At 70.6% G+C, this 15,497-nt stretch carries 12 protein-coding genes; 6 read left to right on the plus strand and 6 right to left on the minus strand.

What is annotated here, in order from left to right:
• Positions 1–53 precede the first annotated feature (53 nt).
• Both AABA78_RS07745 and AABA78_RS07750 read left to right on the plus strand, forming a co-directional pair.
• Entirely contained in the window at positions 54–1,385 is a 1,332-nt protein-coding gene (locus tag AABA78_RS07745; RefSeq protein ID WP_338262314.1) for an AHH domain-containing protein, read from the plus strand.
• A 14-nt stretch (positions 1,386–1,399) separates the two neighbouring features.
• Positions 1,400–1,981: an imm11 family protein gene (locus AABA78_RS07750; protein ID WP_338262315.1), complete on the plus strand. Its 582-nt coding sequence runs from the start codon at positions 1,400–1,402 to the stop codon at positions 1,979–1,981.
• A gap of 60 nt (positions 1,982–2,041) precedes the next feature.
• Here AABA78_RS07750 and AABA78_RS07755 read toward each other — a convergent pair whose 3' ends face one another.
• Both AABA78_RS07755 and AABA78_RS07760 read right to left on the minus strand, forming a co-directional pair.
• A complete protein-coding gene (locus tag AABA78_RS07755; protein ID WP_338262316.1) occupies positions 2,042–3,964 on the minus strand; it encodes a BamA/TamA family outer membrane protein in 1,923 nt (640 codons plus the stop codon).
• Positions 3,965–4,006: 42 nt separating this feature from the next.
• Positions 4,007–4,876, minus strand: a complete 870-nt coding sequence (locus tag AABA78_RS07760; protein ID WP_338262317.1) for a cobalamin-binding protein — start codon at positions 4,874–4,876, stop codon at positions 4,007–4,009.
• A gap of 287 nt (positions 4,877–5,163) precedes the next feature.
• Here AABA78_RS07760 and AABA78_RS07765 point away from each other — a divergent pair, with 287 nt between their 5' ends.
• The 4 genes from AABA78_RS07765 (at position 5,164) to AABA78_RS07780 (ending at position 11,190) form a co-directional block, all read left to right on the plus strand.
• The gene (locus AABA78_RS07765; protein WP_338262318.1) at positions 5,164–6,780 is read left to right on the plus strand and encodes a serine/threonine protein kinase; all 1,617 of its coding nucleotides are present in this window, start codon (positions 5,164–5,166) and stop codon (positions 6,778–6,780) included.
• The gene (locus AABA78_RS07770; RefSeq protein ID WP_338262319.1) at positions 6,777–9,347 is read left to right on the plus strand and encodes a TonB-dependent receptor domain-containing protein; all 2,571 of its coding nucleotides are present in this window, start codon (positions 6,777–6,779) and stop codon (positions 9,345–9,347) included. The genes AABA78_RS07765 and AABA78_RS07770 overlap by 4 nt, the downstream gene beginning before the upstream one ends.
• Positions 9,344–10,582 (plus strand): hypothetical protein, encoded by a 1,239-nt coding sequence (locus AABA78_RS07775; protein ID WP_338262320.1) that lies wholly within the window; start codon positions 9,344–9,346, stop codon positions 10,580–10,582. Before AABA78_RS07770 ends, AABA78_RS07775 begins: the two co-directional genes overlap by 4 nt.
• A 125-nt stretch (positions 10,583–10,707) precedes the next feature.
• Positions 10,708–11,190 (plus strand): response regulator, encoded by a 483-nt coding sequence (locus AABA78_RS07780; RefSeq protein WP_338262321.1) that lies wholly within the window; start codon positions 10,708–10,710, stop codon positions 11,188–11,190.
• A gap of 9 nt (positions 11,191–11,199) precedes the next feature.
• Here the strand turns inward: AABA78_RS07780 and msrQ are convergent, their stop codons facing one another.
• The 4 genes from msrQ to AABA78_RS07800 are packed head-to-tail and all read right to left on the minus strand — an operon-like array spanning position 11,200 to position 15,365.
• Positions 11,200–11,817 carry a protein-methionine-sulfoxide reductase heme-binding subunit MsrQ gene (msrQ, locus tag AABA78_RS07785; RefSeq protein WP_338262322.1) on the minus strand — a complete coding sequence of 206 codons (618 nt, stop codon included), beginning with the start codon at positions 11,815–11,817 and terminating at the stop codon, positions 11,200–11,202.
• Between the two features lie 4 nt (positions 11,818–11,821).
• On the minus strand, positions 11,822–12,811 hold the full coding sequence (gene msrP, locus AABA78_RS07790) for a protein-methionine-sulfoxide reductase catalytic subunit MsrP (RefSeq protein WP_338262323.1): 990 nt from the start codon (positions 12,809–12,811) through the stop codon (positions 11,822–11,824).
• 34 nt (positions 12,812–12,845) lie between these two features.
• Complete coding sequence (locus tag AABA78_RS07795) at positions 12,846–13,589, minus strand: fatty acid desaturase (protein WP_338262324.1); 744 nt, start codon at positions 13,587–13,589, stop codon at positions 12,846–12,848.
• 57 nt (positions 13,590–13,646) lie between these two features.
• Positions 13,647–15,365: a DUF8614 domain-containing protein gene (locus AABA78_RS07800; protein WP_338262325.1), complete on the minus strand. Its 1,719-nt coding sequence runs from the start codon at positions 15,363–15,365 to the stop codon at positions 13,647–13,649.
• Positions 15,366–15,497: the final 132 nt, after the last annotated feature.

The following is a 15,497-nucleotide window of genomic DNA, read 5'->3' on the forward strand; positions in this document are numbered from 1 at the left end:
CCCACGTCCCGGGCAAACCTCACCGCCCTCGAGCCTCCGCTGTCACTGTCCGGGTGACGCACGCAGCCGTCATTGCGTGGATACTGCTTGTGGGAACAGGCTGTGCGGCGTCCCGGAGCGTGCGGCTCAGCACGGGCCGAGGCCCCACCCGTCTCCACGCGCCGCAACGGGACGTCCGGCCCCCGGCACTGGATGAAGACGCCTTCGGGGCCACGGTCGCGGACCTCGCACGCACCGCGCCTGTTTCCACCCATCCGAGGGAAGCAGCTCTGCGGCTGCTGGCTGCCTCCCTCCCATCACATCCCTATGCCCATGTGCGTGGACACCTGGGGCTCATCTCCGTGCAGGCGCCAGGACGAGGACACCTCCGGCTCACCGAGGCTCCAGCTGAAGCGCTGACGGCGGCGTATGGCCGATGGTGCAAGCGCAAGGAACTCTCCGGTGACTGCCTTCACCTGCTGGAGCGTGGGCCTACGCTGGACGAGGACGGCAAGCGCACGCTGGCCTTCTCCATCGCATTGGACTCGGTGTGGGACGAAACGGAGAGCGCGCTACGAGGCATGACGGATCGCGAGGCACTGCTTTCGATGATCGTCACGACGAGTGCCCTGTACCTGGGCCTGTGGCTGCTGCCGGAGCCGGTATCCAAGGGTGTTGCCGCCACCCTGACGGCTGCGCTCATCGCCTACCTGGGCGTCGACACGGTATGGAGCCTCATCCACGGATGGATACAGCTCACGGAAGCGGTGGCGGAGGCCACGACCTTCGACGCCCTCCGGGACGCGGGTGAGCAGTACGGCAGGGTGATGGGAGAGAACGCCGCGCGGGCCTTCGTCATTCTGGCCACGGCGGCACTGGGCAGCACCGCGGAGACACTGGCCGCGAAGGTGCCCACGCTGCCCGGTTCGGCGCAGGCGTCGCTCGTGGGCGTAGCGCAAGGAGGCTTCCGGCTGGGGTCGGTCGCGCAGGTGCACTCCGTCGCGGTGTCCACGACGGGTGACATCCTGCTCACGCTGGCACCAGGCGCGGTGGCGGCGGGTGGGCCCGTGGACGTGCCTGGGCCGAAGCACCACATCGCGTCGGATAAGTTCAGCACTTCGACCGCGAACGGGGGACCGTGGACGCCGCGCTACCAACAACTCTTCGACAAGGCAGGTATGTCCCTGAATGATCCGGAGAACCAGGTTCACGTTCCGGGGCACAAGGGGCCACATCCGCAGGAGTACCACGAGGAGGTCTTCGAACGGTTGAGGCTGGCGACCAGCACATGCCGGACGATTCAGCAGTGCCGGGTCGACCTGACGGAGGCGCTGAGGATCCTCGCGAAGGAACTCGCCACGGAGAACACCTTGCTCAACAAGCTGGTCACCCGGAGTGGTGGATGAGGCAGGATGCCCGTGTGACGCCTCGGTACTTCAAGCTCACGGACGATGTGACGATGCCTGGCCGATGGGAGCTTGGGACGCCCGTGGATGCCCAGGGGCAGGACCACGGCTCCTGGCTGTTCATGCAAGGCAGTCCCGCGCGTGTGGAGGGAACGCTGCGCGTTCCGACCTACGCGCAGGGAAGAGCGCTCGATTTCTCGCTCGCGGATGCCGGTGCAGTCCCCGTCGTTTCCCAGCGCGTCGCGGAGTTGCTGTCCCGACTGGCTCCCGGGGACGTGGAGCTGTTTCCGGTTGCGCTGGATGACACCGCGGATCCGTACTTCGTCGTCAACGTCGTACGCGTCATGAAGTGCATCGACGACACAGCTTCAGGTGAGGTTCGCTACTGGATGCCGGAGGATGGGAGGCCCGAGCGGGTCGGTACCTATCAAGCGGTTCATCGGCTGCGCATCGACCCGGCCAAGGCAGGGGACGCGAAGATCTTCCGCACCTGGGGCTGGCTCATCGCGCTCATCGTCTCCGAGGACATCAAGCTCGCGCTGGAATCAATCGGCGCCACGGGGGTGCAGTTCAAGGACGTGTCCCCGCTGCGCTGATTCCGCGAGCTGCTGCGCGTCGAGCCGCCGTGAAGCTCCGGAGCCGCCTCCGAAGCCGCGTCAGGGCGAATCGAGGAACGAGGGCCGGTAGTCCGTCACCTGCCCGCTGCTCAGCGACAGGCGGCTGCCCACGGGAGGACGGTCGCCGTTGAGCACGTAGCCGAAGTCGATGCGGAACGGGAACACGTTGAACTGGGGGAACAGCAGCCGCAGGCCCACGCCCACGGTGGTCACCATCTCCGGCCGCTGGTTGAAGGCACTGCCGGAGTCGAGGAAGAACACCCCCCCCAGGTGCACCGTGCGCACGACGAGCGGCGCGGTCCGGTACTCCAGGTTCACCAGCAACAGCCGCTTGCCGGAGTACGCATCCACCGCCGCGCCGCGCAGGCCGTTGCTGCCGCCCAGCAGGCTCACGCGGTCCGACAGGTCGTCGATGTTCACGTCCAGCAGGCCGCGCGCCACGAAGCGCCCTCCAAGCACGCGCGGCGACACCTGCACCAGCTCCGCGGCCCAGCGGCGGTTCGTCCAGCCCTCCTTCGCGCCGGGCGTCTGGGCGCTGAACTGCTGGCGGATGGACGCGGCCGCGGACGCGGTGGTGAGCGCGTCCCCCCAGTGCACGCGGTAGCGCAGGGACAGGCCCCCTTCCGCGAAGTGCGCCGCGGACGGGAACACCGGCGGCGCGTACCGCAGCGTGGCCAGCACCGAGTGCCCCAGCTGGAAGTCCTCCGACAGCGTGTACGAGTCCACGTTGCGAAGCACGTCGTAGCGGGCCTCGAAGGCGCTCAGGGAGAAGTTCGCGTACCCCGCGTCCTCCGCGCGCGGCAGGTAGTTGCGCCGGAACCAGTCCGCCTGCGCGTCGCTGAGCTGGGACGCCAGCGGCGCGGCGTAGGCGTAGTGGTAGGCCCCCGCGCCCATGCCCACGTTCCACTTGTAGCGCTGGCCGTAGGAGCGCGTGTACGTGGCGCCCGCGGCCACCTCGCGCGTGTTGTAGACGTACGGCACGGGGTCGCCGTCCGGGAACGGGAGCTGCCAGATGTCCGCGCCCCGGAACTGCCGCGCGGTCTCCACGTTCCACGCCACGGACGTGCTCAGGCTCCACGGCGTGGCCAGCGAATACAGCGGCCGGCTGACGACGAGGCTCCCGCGCGAGCCCTCCGCGCGGCCCGTGTCGCGGTTGATGAGCACCGCGGCGGACTCCGTCAGCGACCACCGGCTGCCGAGCACGCGCTTGTCCGTGTAGCTCTGGCCGAAGCTGAACGTGTCCAGGCGCATGATGAAGTCCAGCGCCACCTTCTTGCCGCGCCCCAGGAAGTTCTGCTCCGTGCCCTGCAACCGCAGGTAGAGCAGCAGCGAGCCCACGGCGGAGAACTCGTTGTTGAGCCGCAGCGACCACAGGTCCTTCGTCACCAGCAGCAGCGCCACCTTGCCGGGCGCGCTGCCCTTCACCGGCACCGCGCGCACGACGGAGAACAGCCCCAGCTTGCGCAGGTTGCGCACCGACTCCGCGACGAGCGCCTCCGAGTACGGCTGCCCCGGAGCAATCAGCACCTCCTGGCGGACGATGTCGTCGCGGGTGCGGACGTGGAAGATGTTGAGCAGCGATGGATAGGGATCCATCGGCGCGACCACCTCCTCCGCGGCGACGAGCACCTCCTCCAGCACCTGGCCCTCGGGCGCGGGCTCCACCTGGCGCTCGACCTCGCCCAGGCCCCAGGCGATGAGCGCGTCCTCGTAGTTCTTCGTGCTCGCTTCGTCCTTGGAGAGCGCGGGCACCTGCGTGCCCTCCGAACCCACCGGGACCTGCTCCGCGCGCGGCGGCGCGGGGACATCCGTGTTCGACACGCCCGACGGCTCGACGTCCGGCGAGCGCACGGGCGCATCCGGCGGCGCGACGTCCTGGGGCCTGCCCGGACCGACAGGCGCGGTCTGTCCGCCCGTCGCGGCGAGCACGGTGATCAACAGGACGGGCAGTGGGAGCGGCACGCGCGCATCCTGTCATGCGCTGGGCCTGCCGCCAGCCTCCGCTCACGTCAGCGCGGTGCGCAGGTCCCCCGGCCGGGCCATGGGCAGCTTCTCCCCCTTCGCGACCGCCGCCACGATGCGGGCCAACTGCTCCACGCCGTCCGACAGCGCCGCCGGTCCCGGCTGGAGGATGTAGGAGCTCCTCACTTCGTAGAGCTGATCATCCAGCACGGCCCGCACGCCCGCCCAGCCCGGCCGCGAGGCGATCTTCTCGCGCTTCGCCTTGCGCCCGCACCAGCTGGCGATGACGCCCTCCGGGTCGCGCTTCGCCACCTCCTCCGGTTCGAAGATGCGGCCCTTGGCCCCCTGCGACACGCGCGACTCCTGGCACACGTCCACCCCACCCACCACCTCCACCAGCTCCGAACACCAGCGGATGCCGGAGATGAGCGGCTCGTGCCACTCCTCGAAGAAGATGCGCGGCCGCTTCGGCAGCGACTGCGCCGCGTCCGAGTGACGCTCCAGGTTCTTCTCCAGCTCCACCGCGAGCGCCTCCGCGGGCTCCGCCCGTCCCACCAGCGCCCCGGTCAGCCGCACCGCCTGCAAGATCTCCGCGAGCGAGCGCTGGTTGAACAGGTACACCGGCACTCCGCGCTTGCAGAGCTCCCGGCCGATGTCCGCCTGCAGGTCGCTGAAGCCCAGCACCAGGTCCGGCTTGAGCTCCAATATCCGCTCGAAGTTCGCGTCCAGGAACGAGCTGACCCGGGGCTTCTTGCGCGCCTCCGGAGGCCGCACCGTGAACCCCGACACGCCGACGACCAGGTCCCCCGCGCCAATGCGGTAGAGCACCTCCGTCGTCTCCTCCGTCAGGCACACCACCCGCCGCGGATGGCGCGGCGCCGACGACAACAGCGCGGACAGCTGGGCATTCATGCGGGAAACCCTAACCCGCTCCCGCCGCCTCCACTCGGAATGACGCGACGCACCAGCGCCCGGGGACTGTGCGGCAACGGACGCTGATTTCCGCGATTTCCGAAGCACCCGGGGACGGGGCAGCACGGGAAGTGCGGGAGTGCGAGCGCGCGGCGCGGGCCGGAAACTCGGGGCCGGCGCGTGGCGATGATAGCGGCACGTCTCTTGGGCGGTTTTCCAAGGCGGTGCTAGGCTCCGCCGGGTCCGAAACGACGTATGCGGTCCTTCTCTACGCCTTGGGGGAACACATGATCGAAAGCGATGCCCCCCGCAGCAAGGGCGCGCCCGCCGACGTGCCGGATCCCCTGCTCGGGCGGATCCTCAACGAGCGCTTCCGCATCCTGGAGACGCTTGGCGCCGGAGGCATGGGCCGCGTCTACAAGGCCATGCAGGCCCCGCTGGACCGGCTGGTGGCGCTCAAGGTCCTCAACCCTCAGTACAGCGGCGAGGGCAAGGACCCGGGCTTCCAGAAGCGCTTCTTCCTGGAGGCCAGCGTCACCGCGAAGCTGCGCCATCCGAACACCGTCACCGTCATCGACTACGGCAAGACGGAAGACGGCATCTACTACATCGCCATGGAGTACCTGGAGGGGCTGACGCTGTCGCAGCTGCTCACCCAGGAAGGCCCGCTGCCGTGGGAGCGCGCGCTCACCATCGGGCAGCAGGTGGCCCGCTCGCTGCGCGAGGCGCACAAGGTCGGCCTCATCCACCGCGACCTCAAGCCCGCCAACGTGATGATCCTCAACCAGGAGGCGGACCACGACGTGGTCAAGGTCCTGGACTTCGGCCTGGTGAAGTCCTTCGTGGGGGACGCCGCCATGAAGGAGGACACCACCCTCACGCAGGCGGGCGTCATCCTGGGCTCGCCGCAGTACATGGCGCCGGAGCAGGCGCGCAACATCGCGGATCCGCGCAGCGACGTGTACAGCCTGGGCGTGGTGCTCTACCAGGTGCTGATGGGCCGGCCGCCCTTCCAGGCGGCGCAGAGCATTGACGTCATCGTCAAGCACATCAACGACCCGCCGCCCCCCTTCCACACCGTGTGGCCGGACCACCACGTGCCCGCGGAGGTGGAGGCGCTGGTGATGAAGTGCCTGGCCAAGCGCCCCGTGGACCGCTACGCGTCCATGGACGCCGTGCTCCAGGGCATGCGCACCGCGGCCTCCGCGTCCGGCGTCAGCGGCGTCTTCGCCACGCGCACCGGCCTCAACGCGGTGGGCTCCGGCCCCCACAGCGGTCCGCACAGCGGCATCCACTCGGGGGCCCACCCCGCGCTGGGCTCCGGCCCCACGCCCGCGCCCAACACCATGGCGCTGGACATCTCCGTGGACGAGGCCGGCGGCCTCGCGCAGAAGAGGTCCAACAAGGGCCTGGGCATCGCCCTGTTCGGGGCGTCCCTGCTGCTGGGGCTGGGCGCGGCGGGCTTCTTCGTGCTGCGCGGCACCCAGAAGCCCGCGGAGGAGCCGGCCGTGTCCGCCCCCATGGCGCGCACGCCCGTCGCGCAGCCGCCGCCCTCCCGCGAGCCCGCCGCCGTCGCGGAGCCCGCCGCCACGCCGCCGCCCGCCCCCCCCCGGCCCGTGCGCTTCGACCTGGACAGCGACCCCCGGGGCGCGGAGGTCATGCTCGACGGCCAGCTGCGCGGCACGACGCCGCTGGTCATCAACCACACCCCTGACGGCCCGGGCCTCGCGTCCGTGGAGGTGTCGTTCGCCATGGACGGCTACCAGACCGTCAGCAAGAAGTACGCGGGCGAGCCGGGCACCACCGTCAACGTCTCCATCAAGCTTCCGCGCATCAAGAAGCAGGCACCGAAGCCTTCCCCCAAGGCTCCGAGTTCCTCGTACAAGGACGATCCGTACCAGTGAATCCCCCGACAGCCTTCCGACGTGGAGCGCTCCTCGCGCTGTGTCTTTGCGCGACCGAGGCCCTGGCGGACGCGCGCCTCGAAGCGCGCCGCCACTTCCGCAATGGCATGAACCTCATCGAGCAGAAGCAGTTCGATGAGGGCATCGCCGAGCTGGAGGAGGCCTACAACATCAAGCCGCACCCCAGCGTCCTCTACAACATCGCCCGGGCGTACCAGGACGCGGGCCGGTTCGACGAAGCGCTGGACCGCTACAAGCGCTACCTCGCGTCCAACCCGCCGGACGCCGCCAACGTGCAGGCCCAGATAACGCGCCTGGAGGCCACGCGTCAGGCCGCGCAGGCGGAGGCCCCCGCTCCCGGCACCCAACCCGGCGGCACGTCCGGCACGGGCTCCACCACCGGGCTGCCCATGCCCCCGCCGCCCCCCACGAGCATCCAGGCCCAGCAGCAGCTGGTCGCGCTCATGGAGCGGCTGGAGAAGGCCGTCAACCGCGCGGAGTCGCTCACCGCCCAGCCCCAGGCGCCGCAGCAGCCCGCGGCCACGCCCGGCACGGACGCCAACGCCAGCGACAGCGCCGGGTCCGGTGACACCTCCGGCGACCAGGGCCTGGTGCCCTACGAGGAGCGCGTGGTGACGGCCAGCCGCCGCGCCCAGTCCTCGCTGGAGTCGCCCAACGCCACCACCGTCATCACCGCGGAGGACATCCGCCTGTCCGGCGCCACCACGCTGCCGGAGCTGCTGCGCCGCGTGCCCGGCGCGGACGTGATGGCCATGGGCGTGGGCAGCGCCAACGTCAGCCTGCGCGGCTTCAACCAGCGCCTGGCCAACAAGGTGCTGGTGCTGGTGGACGGTCGCACCGAGTACCAGGACTTCCTCGGCCTCACGGTGTGGGCGGGGCTGCCCATTGGCCTGGAGGAGATTGACCGCATCGAGGTCATCCGCGGTCCGGGCAGCGCGCTGTACGGCGCCAACGCGATGCTGGGCGTCATCAACATCATCACCCAGGCCCCCGGCACCGGTCGGCGCGCGCGCTTCGGCGCCATGGCGGGCGGCGGCAACACCGTGCAGGGCTCCTTCGTCAGCCACGGCCAGAACGGCGCCCTGCGCTACCGCGCGTCCGCCGCCTACCGGCAGGAGGACAAGTGGAGCCGCGATTATGAGTCCGGCCGCCCGGACTTCGCCCTGGAAGGGCCGGCGGATCCAGACCTGGGCCAGCGCGGGGCTCGCGCCAACCTGTCCACCGTCTACTCGTTCGAGGAGGGGCGCGCGATTGGCCTCTCCGGCGGCGTGCACCGCTACCTCACGGAGATCTATCCGCTGGGCCTGCTGCGCAACTACTACATCGACGGCCTGGGCGCGTACGCCAAGGCCGACGTGGAGCTGGGCGCGGTGAAGCTCAAGGCGTTCTGGAACCACCTGTCCGGCGACGCGGGGCCGCAGTACGAGGCCATCGGGCAGCGCTCGCTGGGCATCCAGGTCGCGTCCAACGTCTTCAACGGCGAGGCGCTGTACGCGCGCAGCTTCGAACTGGCCGGTGAGCACCAGGTGAACATCGGCGTGGAGGGGCGCCTCAAGCGCGTGGCCTTCACCTACCTGGACGGCCTGCGCGAGGAGTTCCACGCGGCGGCCTTCGTCCAGGACGAGTGGCGCATCGTGCAGCCCCTGCGGCTGGTGGTGAGCTACCGCGTGGACCGCCACCCGCTCCTGGACAAGGGCAACCCGGGCATCGCGCAGTCGCCGCGCCTGTCCGCGGTGTTCCAGCCCATCGAAGGGCACGCCTTCCGCGCGTCCGTGGCCACCGCCTTCCGCGAGCCCACGTTCCTGGAGAGCTACACCCGGCTGCCCGTGCCCGTGCCGGGCGTCAACGGCGTGAGCCTCTTGACCACCGGCAACCGGACGCTGCGCCCGGAGCGCCTCAACGCGCTGGAGCTGGGCTGGCGCGGTGAGTCCCCGCGCCTGGGCCTGGACTGGGACGTGGCCCTGTACCAGAACACGGTGAAGGACCTCATCGCCCTGTCGCCCGTGCAGCCCCTGCCCGCCGGCGAGTCCTACGACAGCGGCACCGGCAGCTACCTCCTGGGCCGCTCGCTGTTCACCAACGAGGCCGCCATCTACACCGCGCGCGGCGTCGAGGCGGGCATCAACGTGTCCCCCATCGACGGCCTGGGCGTGAAGGCGAGCGCCGCGTACCAGCACGTCTCCTCCGACCTGCCGGAGGAGGAGGGCCAGTGCGGCACGTGCAGCCAGGCGCCGGCGTTCCGGCTCTTCGGCGGCGTCACCTACCGCACGCGCACGGACCTGGAGTTCGGCATCGAAGCGGCGTTCACCACCTCCACCACCTGGGTGGAGCGCGAGCCCTCCGCGTCCGACCCGACGCGCGTGGACCTCATCGCCAACAACCTCCCTGCGTACACCGTCGTCAACGCCCGCGTGGGCTACACCGTGGTGAAGGACTTCGTCTCCGTGGCGCTGCAGGGCAGCCAGCTCGGCGGCAGCCACTCGGAGCACCCCTTCGGCAACCGCATCGAGCGGCGCGTGTTCGCCAACCTGACGGTGACCCCATGAAGCGCCCCCTCTCCTTCCTCGCCTTCGCGCTCGCGTCGCTCCTGTCCGGCGGCTGTGATTCCCCGGACGTGGTGCCCACGGCGGACGGCCGCCAGAACACGCGCTCGGCCCGCATCGAGGGCAGCCTCGTGGTGCAGTCGCGCGCGCGCGGCAACGCCATCGTGTTCCTCTACGACGCGGCCAACCCGCCGCCGCCCGCGGGCTCCGGCCGTCCGGTGGCCTTCACCGTCGTCACCGCCGCGGAGCTGTTCGGCGCTTCCCTGGGGGACAACTCCACGGGCCCGTTCACCGCGCCGTTCTCGCTGAGCCTCGTGGAGCCGGGCCGCTACCTGCTGCGCGGCTTCATCGACGCGGACACCTGCCGCAACGTGCCGCAGCCCTGCCACGTGTCCGACTTCAACCCCTGGTACGGCGTCACCTCCGAGCCCAACGCGGGCGACGTGGGCGGCGGCGCCGTGGACCCGGCCACCGGCGCCACGCGCATCCTGGAGGTGACGACGGACGCGGACGGCTGGCCCCAGCCGCTCACCGGCGTCTCCGTGTCCTTCGCGGACTCGGCCACCGTGCCCTTCGACCGGCCCGCCTTCCAGACCGCGGACGCGCGCGAGTTCACCCCCGCGACCACCCCCACGAAGCTGCTGACGCTCACGCCGCAGACCCTCACCGGCGCGGTGGACCAGCGAGCGCCCGGAGCCGGCTCCGGCGGATTCTGGGTGCAGCTCGTGGACGCCAACAAGGACGGCGTCCCGGATGACGCCAACGGCGACGGCGTGCCGGACTTCTGGCCGCGCGTCATCGTGCGCAAGCTGGCGGAGGGCGTGAGGGGCTACGTGGACGAGAACGACCTCAACCGCGATGGCATGGTGGACGCGGAGGGCGTGGACTACGCGCGCGCCAACGGCGGCCTGGACGGCAAGCCGGACGTGGTGGTGCTGGCGGCCGGCCTGGTGCCAGACCCCCTGCTCGCCGTCCTGCTGGATGGTGAAGGCAAGCCCCGCCCGCAGCCCGTCTTCGTCCCGCAGCTGCTGGTGGCCGTCCGCGCGCTGGCGCTGGACGCGCGCGACCCCGCCGCGCCCGCGCCGCTCGCGGCCGTGCCCCCGGGGCGCTACAGCGTCACCCTGCTGCAGTCCACGGGGCAGACGTGGCGGCTGCCCAACGAGCTGGATCCGGCGCTCGCCGAGGCCGTGGGGCTGCCGGGCGTGCAGTCCCAGGCCTTCGTGCTGGAGGTCCGCTGAGGTCGGTTCCGCCCTCCTGAAATCGCGGCGTGGCGCCCTGGGTTGCTTTGACTTCGCAGGGCCCATCCGCGACCATGGGGCGGAGCTGCTGGAGGCGTTCCCCCCTCCGTGAGGTTTTGATTCCGATGAAGGCCGGCCCTCTCTCCGCCCCCGAATCCGCGCCCTCCCGCCCCACGGGGAGCACGCCCACGGTCCGTCCGGCCGGGAGCACGGGCCCGCAACGCGTGCTGCTGGTGGACGACAGCCGCTCCATCCGGACGCTGCTGAAGATCTACCTCATGGCCCGCAGCTTCGAGTTCCTGGAGGCCGAGTCCGCCGAGGAAGGCCTCAAGATCGCCGAGGCCGAGCAGGTGGACCTCATCCTCACCGACTTCCACATGGACGGGATGAACGGCGCGGACTTCGCCGGGCAGATCCGCGCCAGCGCCAACGCCAGGCTGTCCAAGGTCCCCATCCTGATGATGACGGGCGACCCGAACGTGGCGGAGGTGCGCGCCCTGGGCCAGAAGGCCGGCATCAGCGCCTTCGTGCGCAAGCCGGTGAGCTGCGCGCAGCTGATGACGCTGGTGGACACCATCCTCCCGCTGCCCCGCGCCACCGCGAAGTAGCGCGCTGGCTCAGGCCGGGCGCTGCGTCGCCAGCGCCCGCCGCTTGCGCACGGCCTCTCCCACGCGCACGGCCAGCAGCACCGCCAGGACGGCCCCGTAGAGCACCGGCTCCGTGACGTCCTTCTTCACCCGCCACACGAAGTGCACCACGCCCAGCACCGCGGCCACGTAGGCCAGCCGGTGCAGGCGCTGCCACCTGGGAAAGCCCAGCCTCCGCACCCACTTGTTCGTGGACGTGACGGCCAGCGGCACCAGCAGCATGAGCGCGGTGAAGCCCACGGTGATGAAGGGCCGGGTGAAGACGTCCTCCGCCATGGCGCGCACGTCCAGGCCCTGATCCAGCACGGAGTACGTGAGGAAGTGCGCCGCCGCGTAGGTGAAGGCCAGGAGGCCCAGCGTGCGGCGGATGCGCGCGGGCCACGTCCAGCCCGTCACCAGCCGCACGGGCGTGCACGCCAGCGACGCAATCAGCACCGCCAGCGCGAAGAGGCCCGTCTGGTTGAGGGCGAACTCGATGCCGTTGGCCCCCAGCTCCCCCTGCGCCCCCAGCACCGCGAGTTGCAGCAGCGGCGCCAGGCCTCCGACGGCGATGGCGGGGTTGAGCCAGGGGAGCTTGGAGGAGGCCATGGTTTTAGAAGTCCCGCTTCAGGTCCATGCCGCGGTAGAGGCCGGCCACCGCGTCCGCGTAGCCGTTGAAGGGCAGCGTGGGCCGGCGCGCGCCTTCGCCGATGCGCCGCTCCGAGGCCTGGCTCCAGCGCGGGTGGTCCACCGCCGGGTTCACGTTGGCGTAGAAGCCGTACTCGCGCTTGTTGGCGAGGTTCCACGTCGTGGGCGGCTGCTCGCGCGTGAGCGTGATGCGGACGATGGACTTGATGCCCTTGAAGCCGTACTTCCACGGCACCACCAGCCGCAGCGGGGCGCCGTTCTGCGGCGGCAGCTGCTTGCCGTAGAGGCCCGTGGCCAGCAGCGTCAGCGGGTGCTGGGCCTCATCCAGGCGCAGCCCTTCCACGTAGGGCCAGTCCAGCACCGGGCTCTTCTGGCCGGGCATCTGCTCCGGGTCCTCCAGCGTGGTGAAGGCCACGTACTTCGCGAAGGACGTGGGCTGCACGCGGTCCAGCAGCTTGCCCAGGGGCAGGCCCAGCCACGGAATCACCATGGACCAGGCCTCCACGCAGCGCATCCGGTAGACGCGCTCCTCCAGCGGGAAGGCGGAGATGAGCTGATCCACGTCCACCGTCCACGGCTTGTGCACTTCGCCGTCGATGACGACGGTCCACGGCCGCGTCTTCAGCGTGTGCGCGCGGCGGGCCGGGTCGTTCTTGTCCAGGCCGAACTCGTAGAAGTTGTTGTAGGTGGTGATGTCCTCGTAGGGCGTGCGCGGCTCGTCCGTGACGAAGACGCCCTGGGCGGGGGCCACCGGCTGCGCCACCGTGCCCGCGTCCGGCACGAAGCCGTCCATGGGCCGGGTGCGCTTCATGCCCAGCAGGTACAGCCCGCCTCCCACCACCGCGGCGGTGCCCGCGAACAGGCCCGCGTTCTTGATGAACTCGCGGCGGCGCAGGTAGAGCTTCTCGGGCGTCACTTCGGAGCCGGGGGGCTCGGGAGGGAGCTTGTCGCGCATGGCTCCCTCTATAACGCCCCAGGGCCTTTTCCGGTTACCGCCGGGCGTCCTTCACCCGCCACAGCCGCCACCAGGGCGTCCCGGGGGACTGATGGTGCTCCCAGTGGTAGCCGAAGAAGAAGCACGACAGCAGGGCCCACAGGTGGTTGCGCGGCAGGGTGCGCGCGTGGTGCGGCGCCATCCCTTCCGTCTCCGGACGCCGGTGCGGCAGGTACGTGCCGAAGTAGAAGAGCTGCACGGTGGCCAGCACGGACGGCAGCACCCAGAAGGCCAGGATGCGCGCCTGGGGCACGCCCAGCCAGAGCAGCACGTTGAACTTCAGCGCCATGACCGCGATTTGGGGCCACGTCGTGTAGCGCGCCATGAAGGCCCCGAACCACGGCCAGAAAGCCAGGCCCCGGGCCGCGAAGTCCGGGTCGTGGTCGCCGGTGGGGTCCGCGTGGTGGGCGCGGTGGTTCACCACCAGCCGGCGGTAGGACAGCCCCGCGAAGAGGAAGCAGGCCAGCGTGCCCACCGCCCCGTTCACCCGGCGGTGCAGGGACACGGTGCCGTGCATGGCGTCATGCCCGGTGATGAAGAGGCCGGTGGACAGCCACATCTGGACGAGGACGTGCAGCCAGGGGAGCGGTGAGGCCCACGGCAGGGCAGGCCCCGCCAGCATCCACGCCAGGTGCCCGCCCCACGCGCCCACCACCGCGAGCGCGAGCACGACGCCCCACGGGTCGGGTGGCACGGGATGGGCGGGGGACTCGGGCGGCATGGTTCCCTTACTGGCCATGCCCCGCCCCTCGCGCACGGGAAAATCTCGCGCGTGGGACGGGGAGTGGCCGGGACGCTACTTCTTCGCGGGCGCGGCGGCCGGGGCGCCGAAGTCCTTCACCAGCGACTCGGCGGTGACGTAGCGCGGCTCGATGTCCACCGGCACGTTCTTCAGCCGCTCCAGCACCTTCTGCACGGAGGGGCGCACCACGCCCTGCTTCGCGAGTAGCGCCTCCGCGGCGGTGCGGTCGCCCTTGGCCTGGAGGGCCATGAGCTGGTTCGTCAGCGACGTGACGGACGCCTGCATCTTGTCGGGGACGACCTCGAACGTGCCGTCCGCGTTCACCTTCACCGCGCCGGTGTCCAGGAAGTGGTTGAGCTGCAGCGCGATGCCCTTGCCGTGCGCCTCGTCGATGCCGAAGCGGATGGAGCGGAACGCGGACGCGAGGAACGTCGTGTACATGGTCCGCTGCAGGTCCTTGTCCAGCGTGCCCTTGTCCACCAACCGCTGGAGCGCCCACAGGCCGGAGATGTCCGCCTTGGCCTCCTCGATGGCGCTGGAGGACGCCTGCAGCGCCTGACGCACCGTCGTCTGCTTCCCGGCCACGGTGACGTTGTGGGGCCCCAGGCCGTGCATCAGCTCGTGCATGAGGATGTGCGTGAAGAAAGCGTCGAAGGACACGTCCTTGCGGTCCTTCGCGGGCAGCGCCACCTTCGCGATGGGCACCAGCACGCGCTGGAACTTGGCCTCCTGGATGTTCTTCAGCATCACGCGCTTGGTGCCCTTCTCCGCCGCCACGCGCTCGTCGTTGGGCAGGTTGAAGGCCGCCGTCTGCACGCCCCGGTTGCCGTCACCGGAGGAGTACAGGCTGTTGATGACGCGGATGGGGGCCAGCGCGCCCAGCTTCGGGTTGCGGAGGCCCGCGTCGATGGGGAGGTTGTTCTCCAGCTCCTGGAGCTCCGCGCTGAACTTCGCCAGCTTCTGCGTCTCCGCGTCGTCGCGCACGCCGATGAAGGCCTCGAACGCGGCCTTGTAGTTGAACCAGCCGTCCTCGTAGACCTCGTAGGGCCCGATGGTGGGCTCCACGCTCGCGTCCAGCTCCATCCACGCGACCTCGCTCGCGTAGTAGTCGTTGGACAGGAACGCCGCCGCGCGCGTCTCCAGGAAGCGCTTGAGCGTGGGCTGCTGGGTGAGCGCCGCCGCCTCACGCAACAGCTGCGCGGCCATGCCCAGCTCGCCCTGGTACTCCACGCTGTAGGGCACGCTCATGAACTTGCCGTCCGGGCCGCGGCGCAGCGTGGTGAAGAAGCCCGTGGCCGCGTGCTGCTGCGCCTCCGGCAGGCTCTTCACCCACGCCTCCACCTCCGCCTTGGTGGCGCCTGCGGGATAGAAGTTCCCCTCGTCCGGCTTGGGCGGCACGCCGGGGATGAACGGCTTCGCCTCGTCCAGGCGCGACCAGGGGCCCTTGTTGAGCAGGAACGCGTGCAGCCGCTCCTTGCCCAGGGGCGTGGTGTCCTCCACCAGGTCCAGGAGCAGGGTCTGGTTGCCCGCCCACGCCTGGCTCAGGAACAGGGGGTCCATGATCTTCGCGGCCTGGAGCACCTTGGCCAGGGCGCGCTTCTCCGCGTCCGGAAGCTTGGACACGTCCACCTTGACGTCCACGGGGGCGAAGCGCGCGGTCATCCGCTTCAGCGCCTGGGCGTCGGGCAGGGGGGCGGGGGCCTCCTGGGCGGGCGCGGCGCCCGACAGGAGCAGGGCCCCGAGCAGGGGCAGGAGGGTTCTGGACTTGGGCATGCCCCCTTCCCTACCCCAAGCCGCCCCGCCCTCCCAACAATGGGTGGGGGCGGATTCCCTCTTCTCGACAAGTCGCCGGGCATGGTTATGGGGAAGGGCATTGGCGCGTTTCCCTCAGCGCCCGGAGGCCTT

This window comes from Corallococcus caeni, assembly GCF_036245865.1.
Lineage (GTDB): Bacteria > Myxococcota > Myxococcia > Myxococcales > Myxococcaceae > Corallococcus > Corallococcus caeni.

Coding starts and splice junctions, on each gene's coding strand:
- AABA78_RS07760 (WP_338262317.1), bottom strand. CDS start 4,876: ATGAATGCCCAGCTGTCCGCGCTGTTGTCGTCGGCGCCGCGCCATCCG.
- AABA78_RS07765 (WP_338262318.1), top strand. CDS start 5,164: ATGATCGAAAGCGATGCCCCCCGCAGCAAGGGCGCGCCCGCCGACGTG.
- AABA78_RS07775 (WP_338262320.1), top strand. CDS start 9,344: ATGAAGCGCCCCCTCTCCTTCCTCGCCTTCGCGCTCGCGTCGCTCCTG.
- AABA78_RS07780 (WP_338262321.1), top strand. CDS start 10,708: ATGAAGGCCGGCCCTCTCTCCGCCCCCGAATCCGCGCCCTCCCGCCCC.
- msrQ (WP_338262322.1), bottom strand. CDS start 11,817: ATGGCCTCCTCCAAGCTCCCCTGGCTCAACCCCGCCATCGCCGTCGGA.
- msrP (WP_338262323.1), bottom strand. CDS start 12,811: ATGCGCGACAAGCTCCCTCCCGAGCCCCCCGGCTCCGAAGTGACGCCC.
- AABA78_RS07795 (WP_338262324.1), bottom strand. CDS start 13,589: ATGGCCAGTAAGGGAACCATGCCGCCCGAGTCCCCCGCCCATCCCGTG.
- AABA78_RS07800 (WP_338262325.1), bottom strand. CDS start 15,365: ATGCCCAAGTCCAGAACCCTCCTGCCCCTGCTCGGGGCCCTGCTCCTG.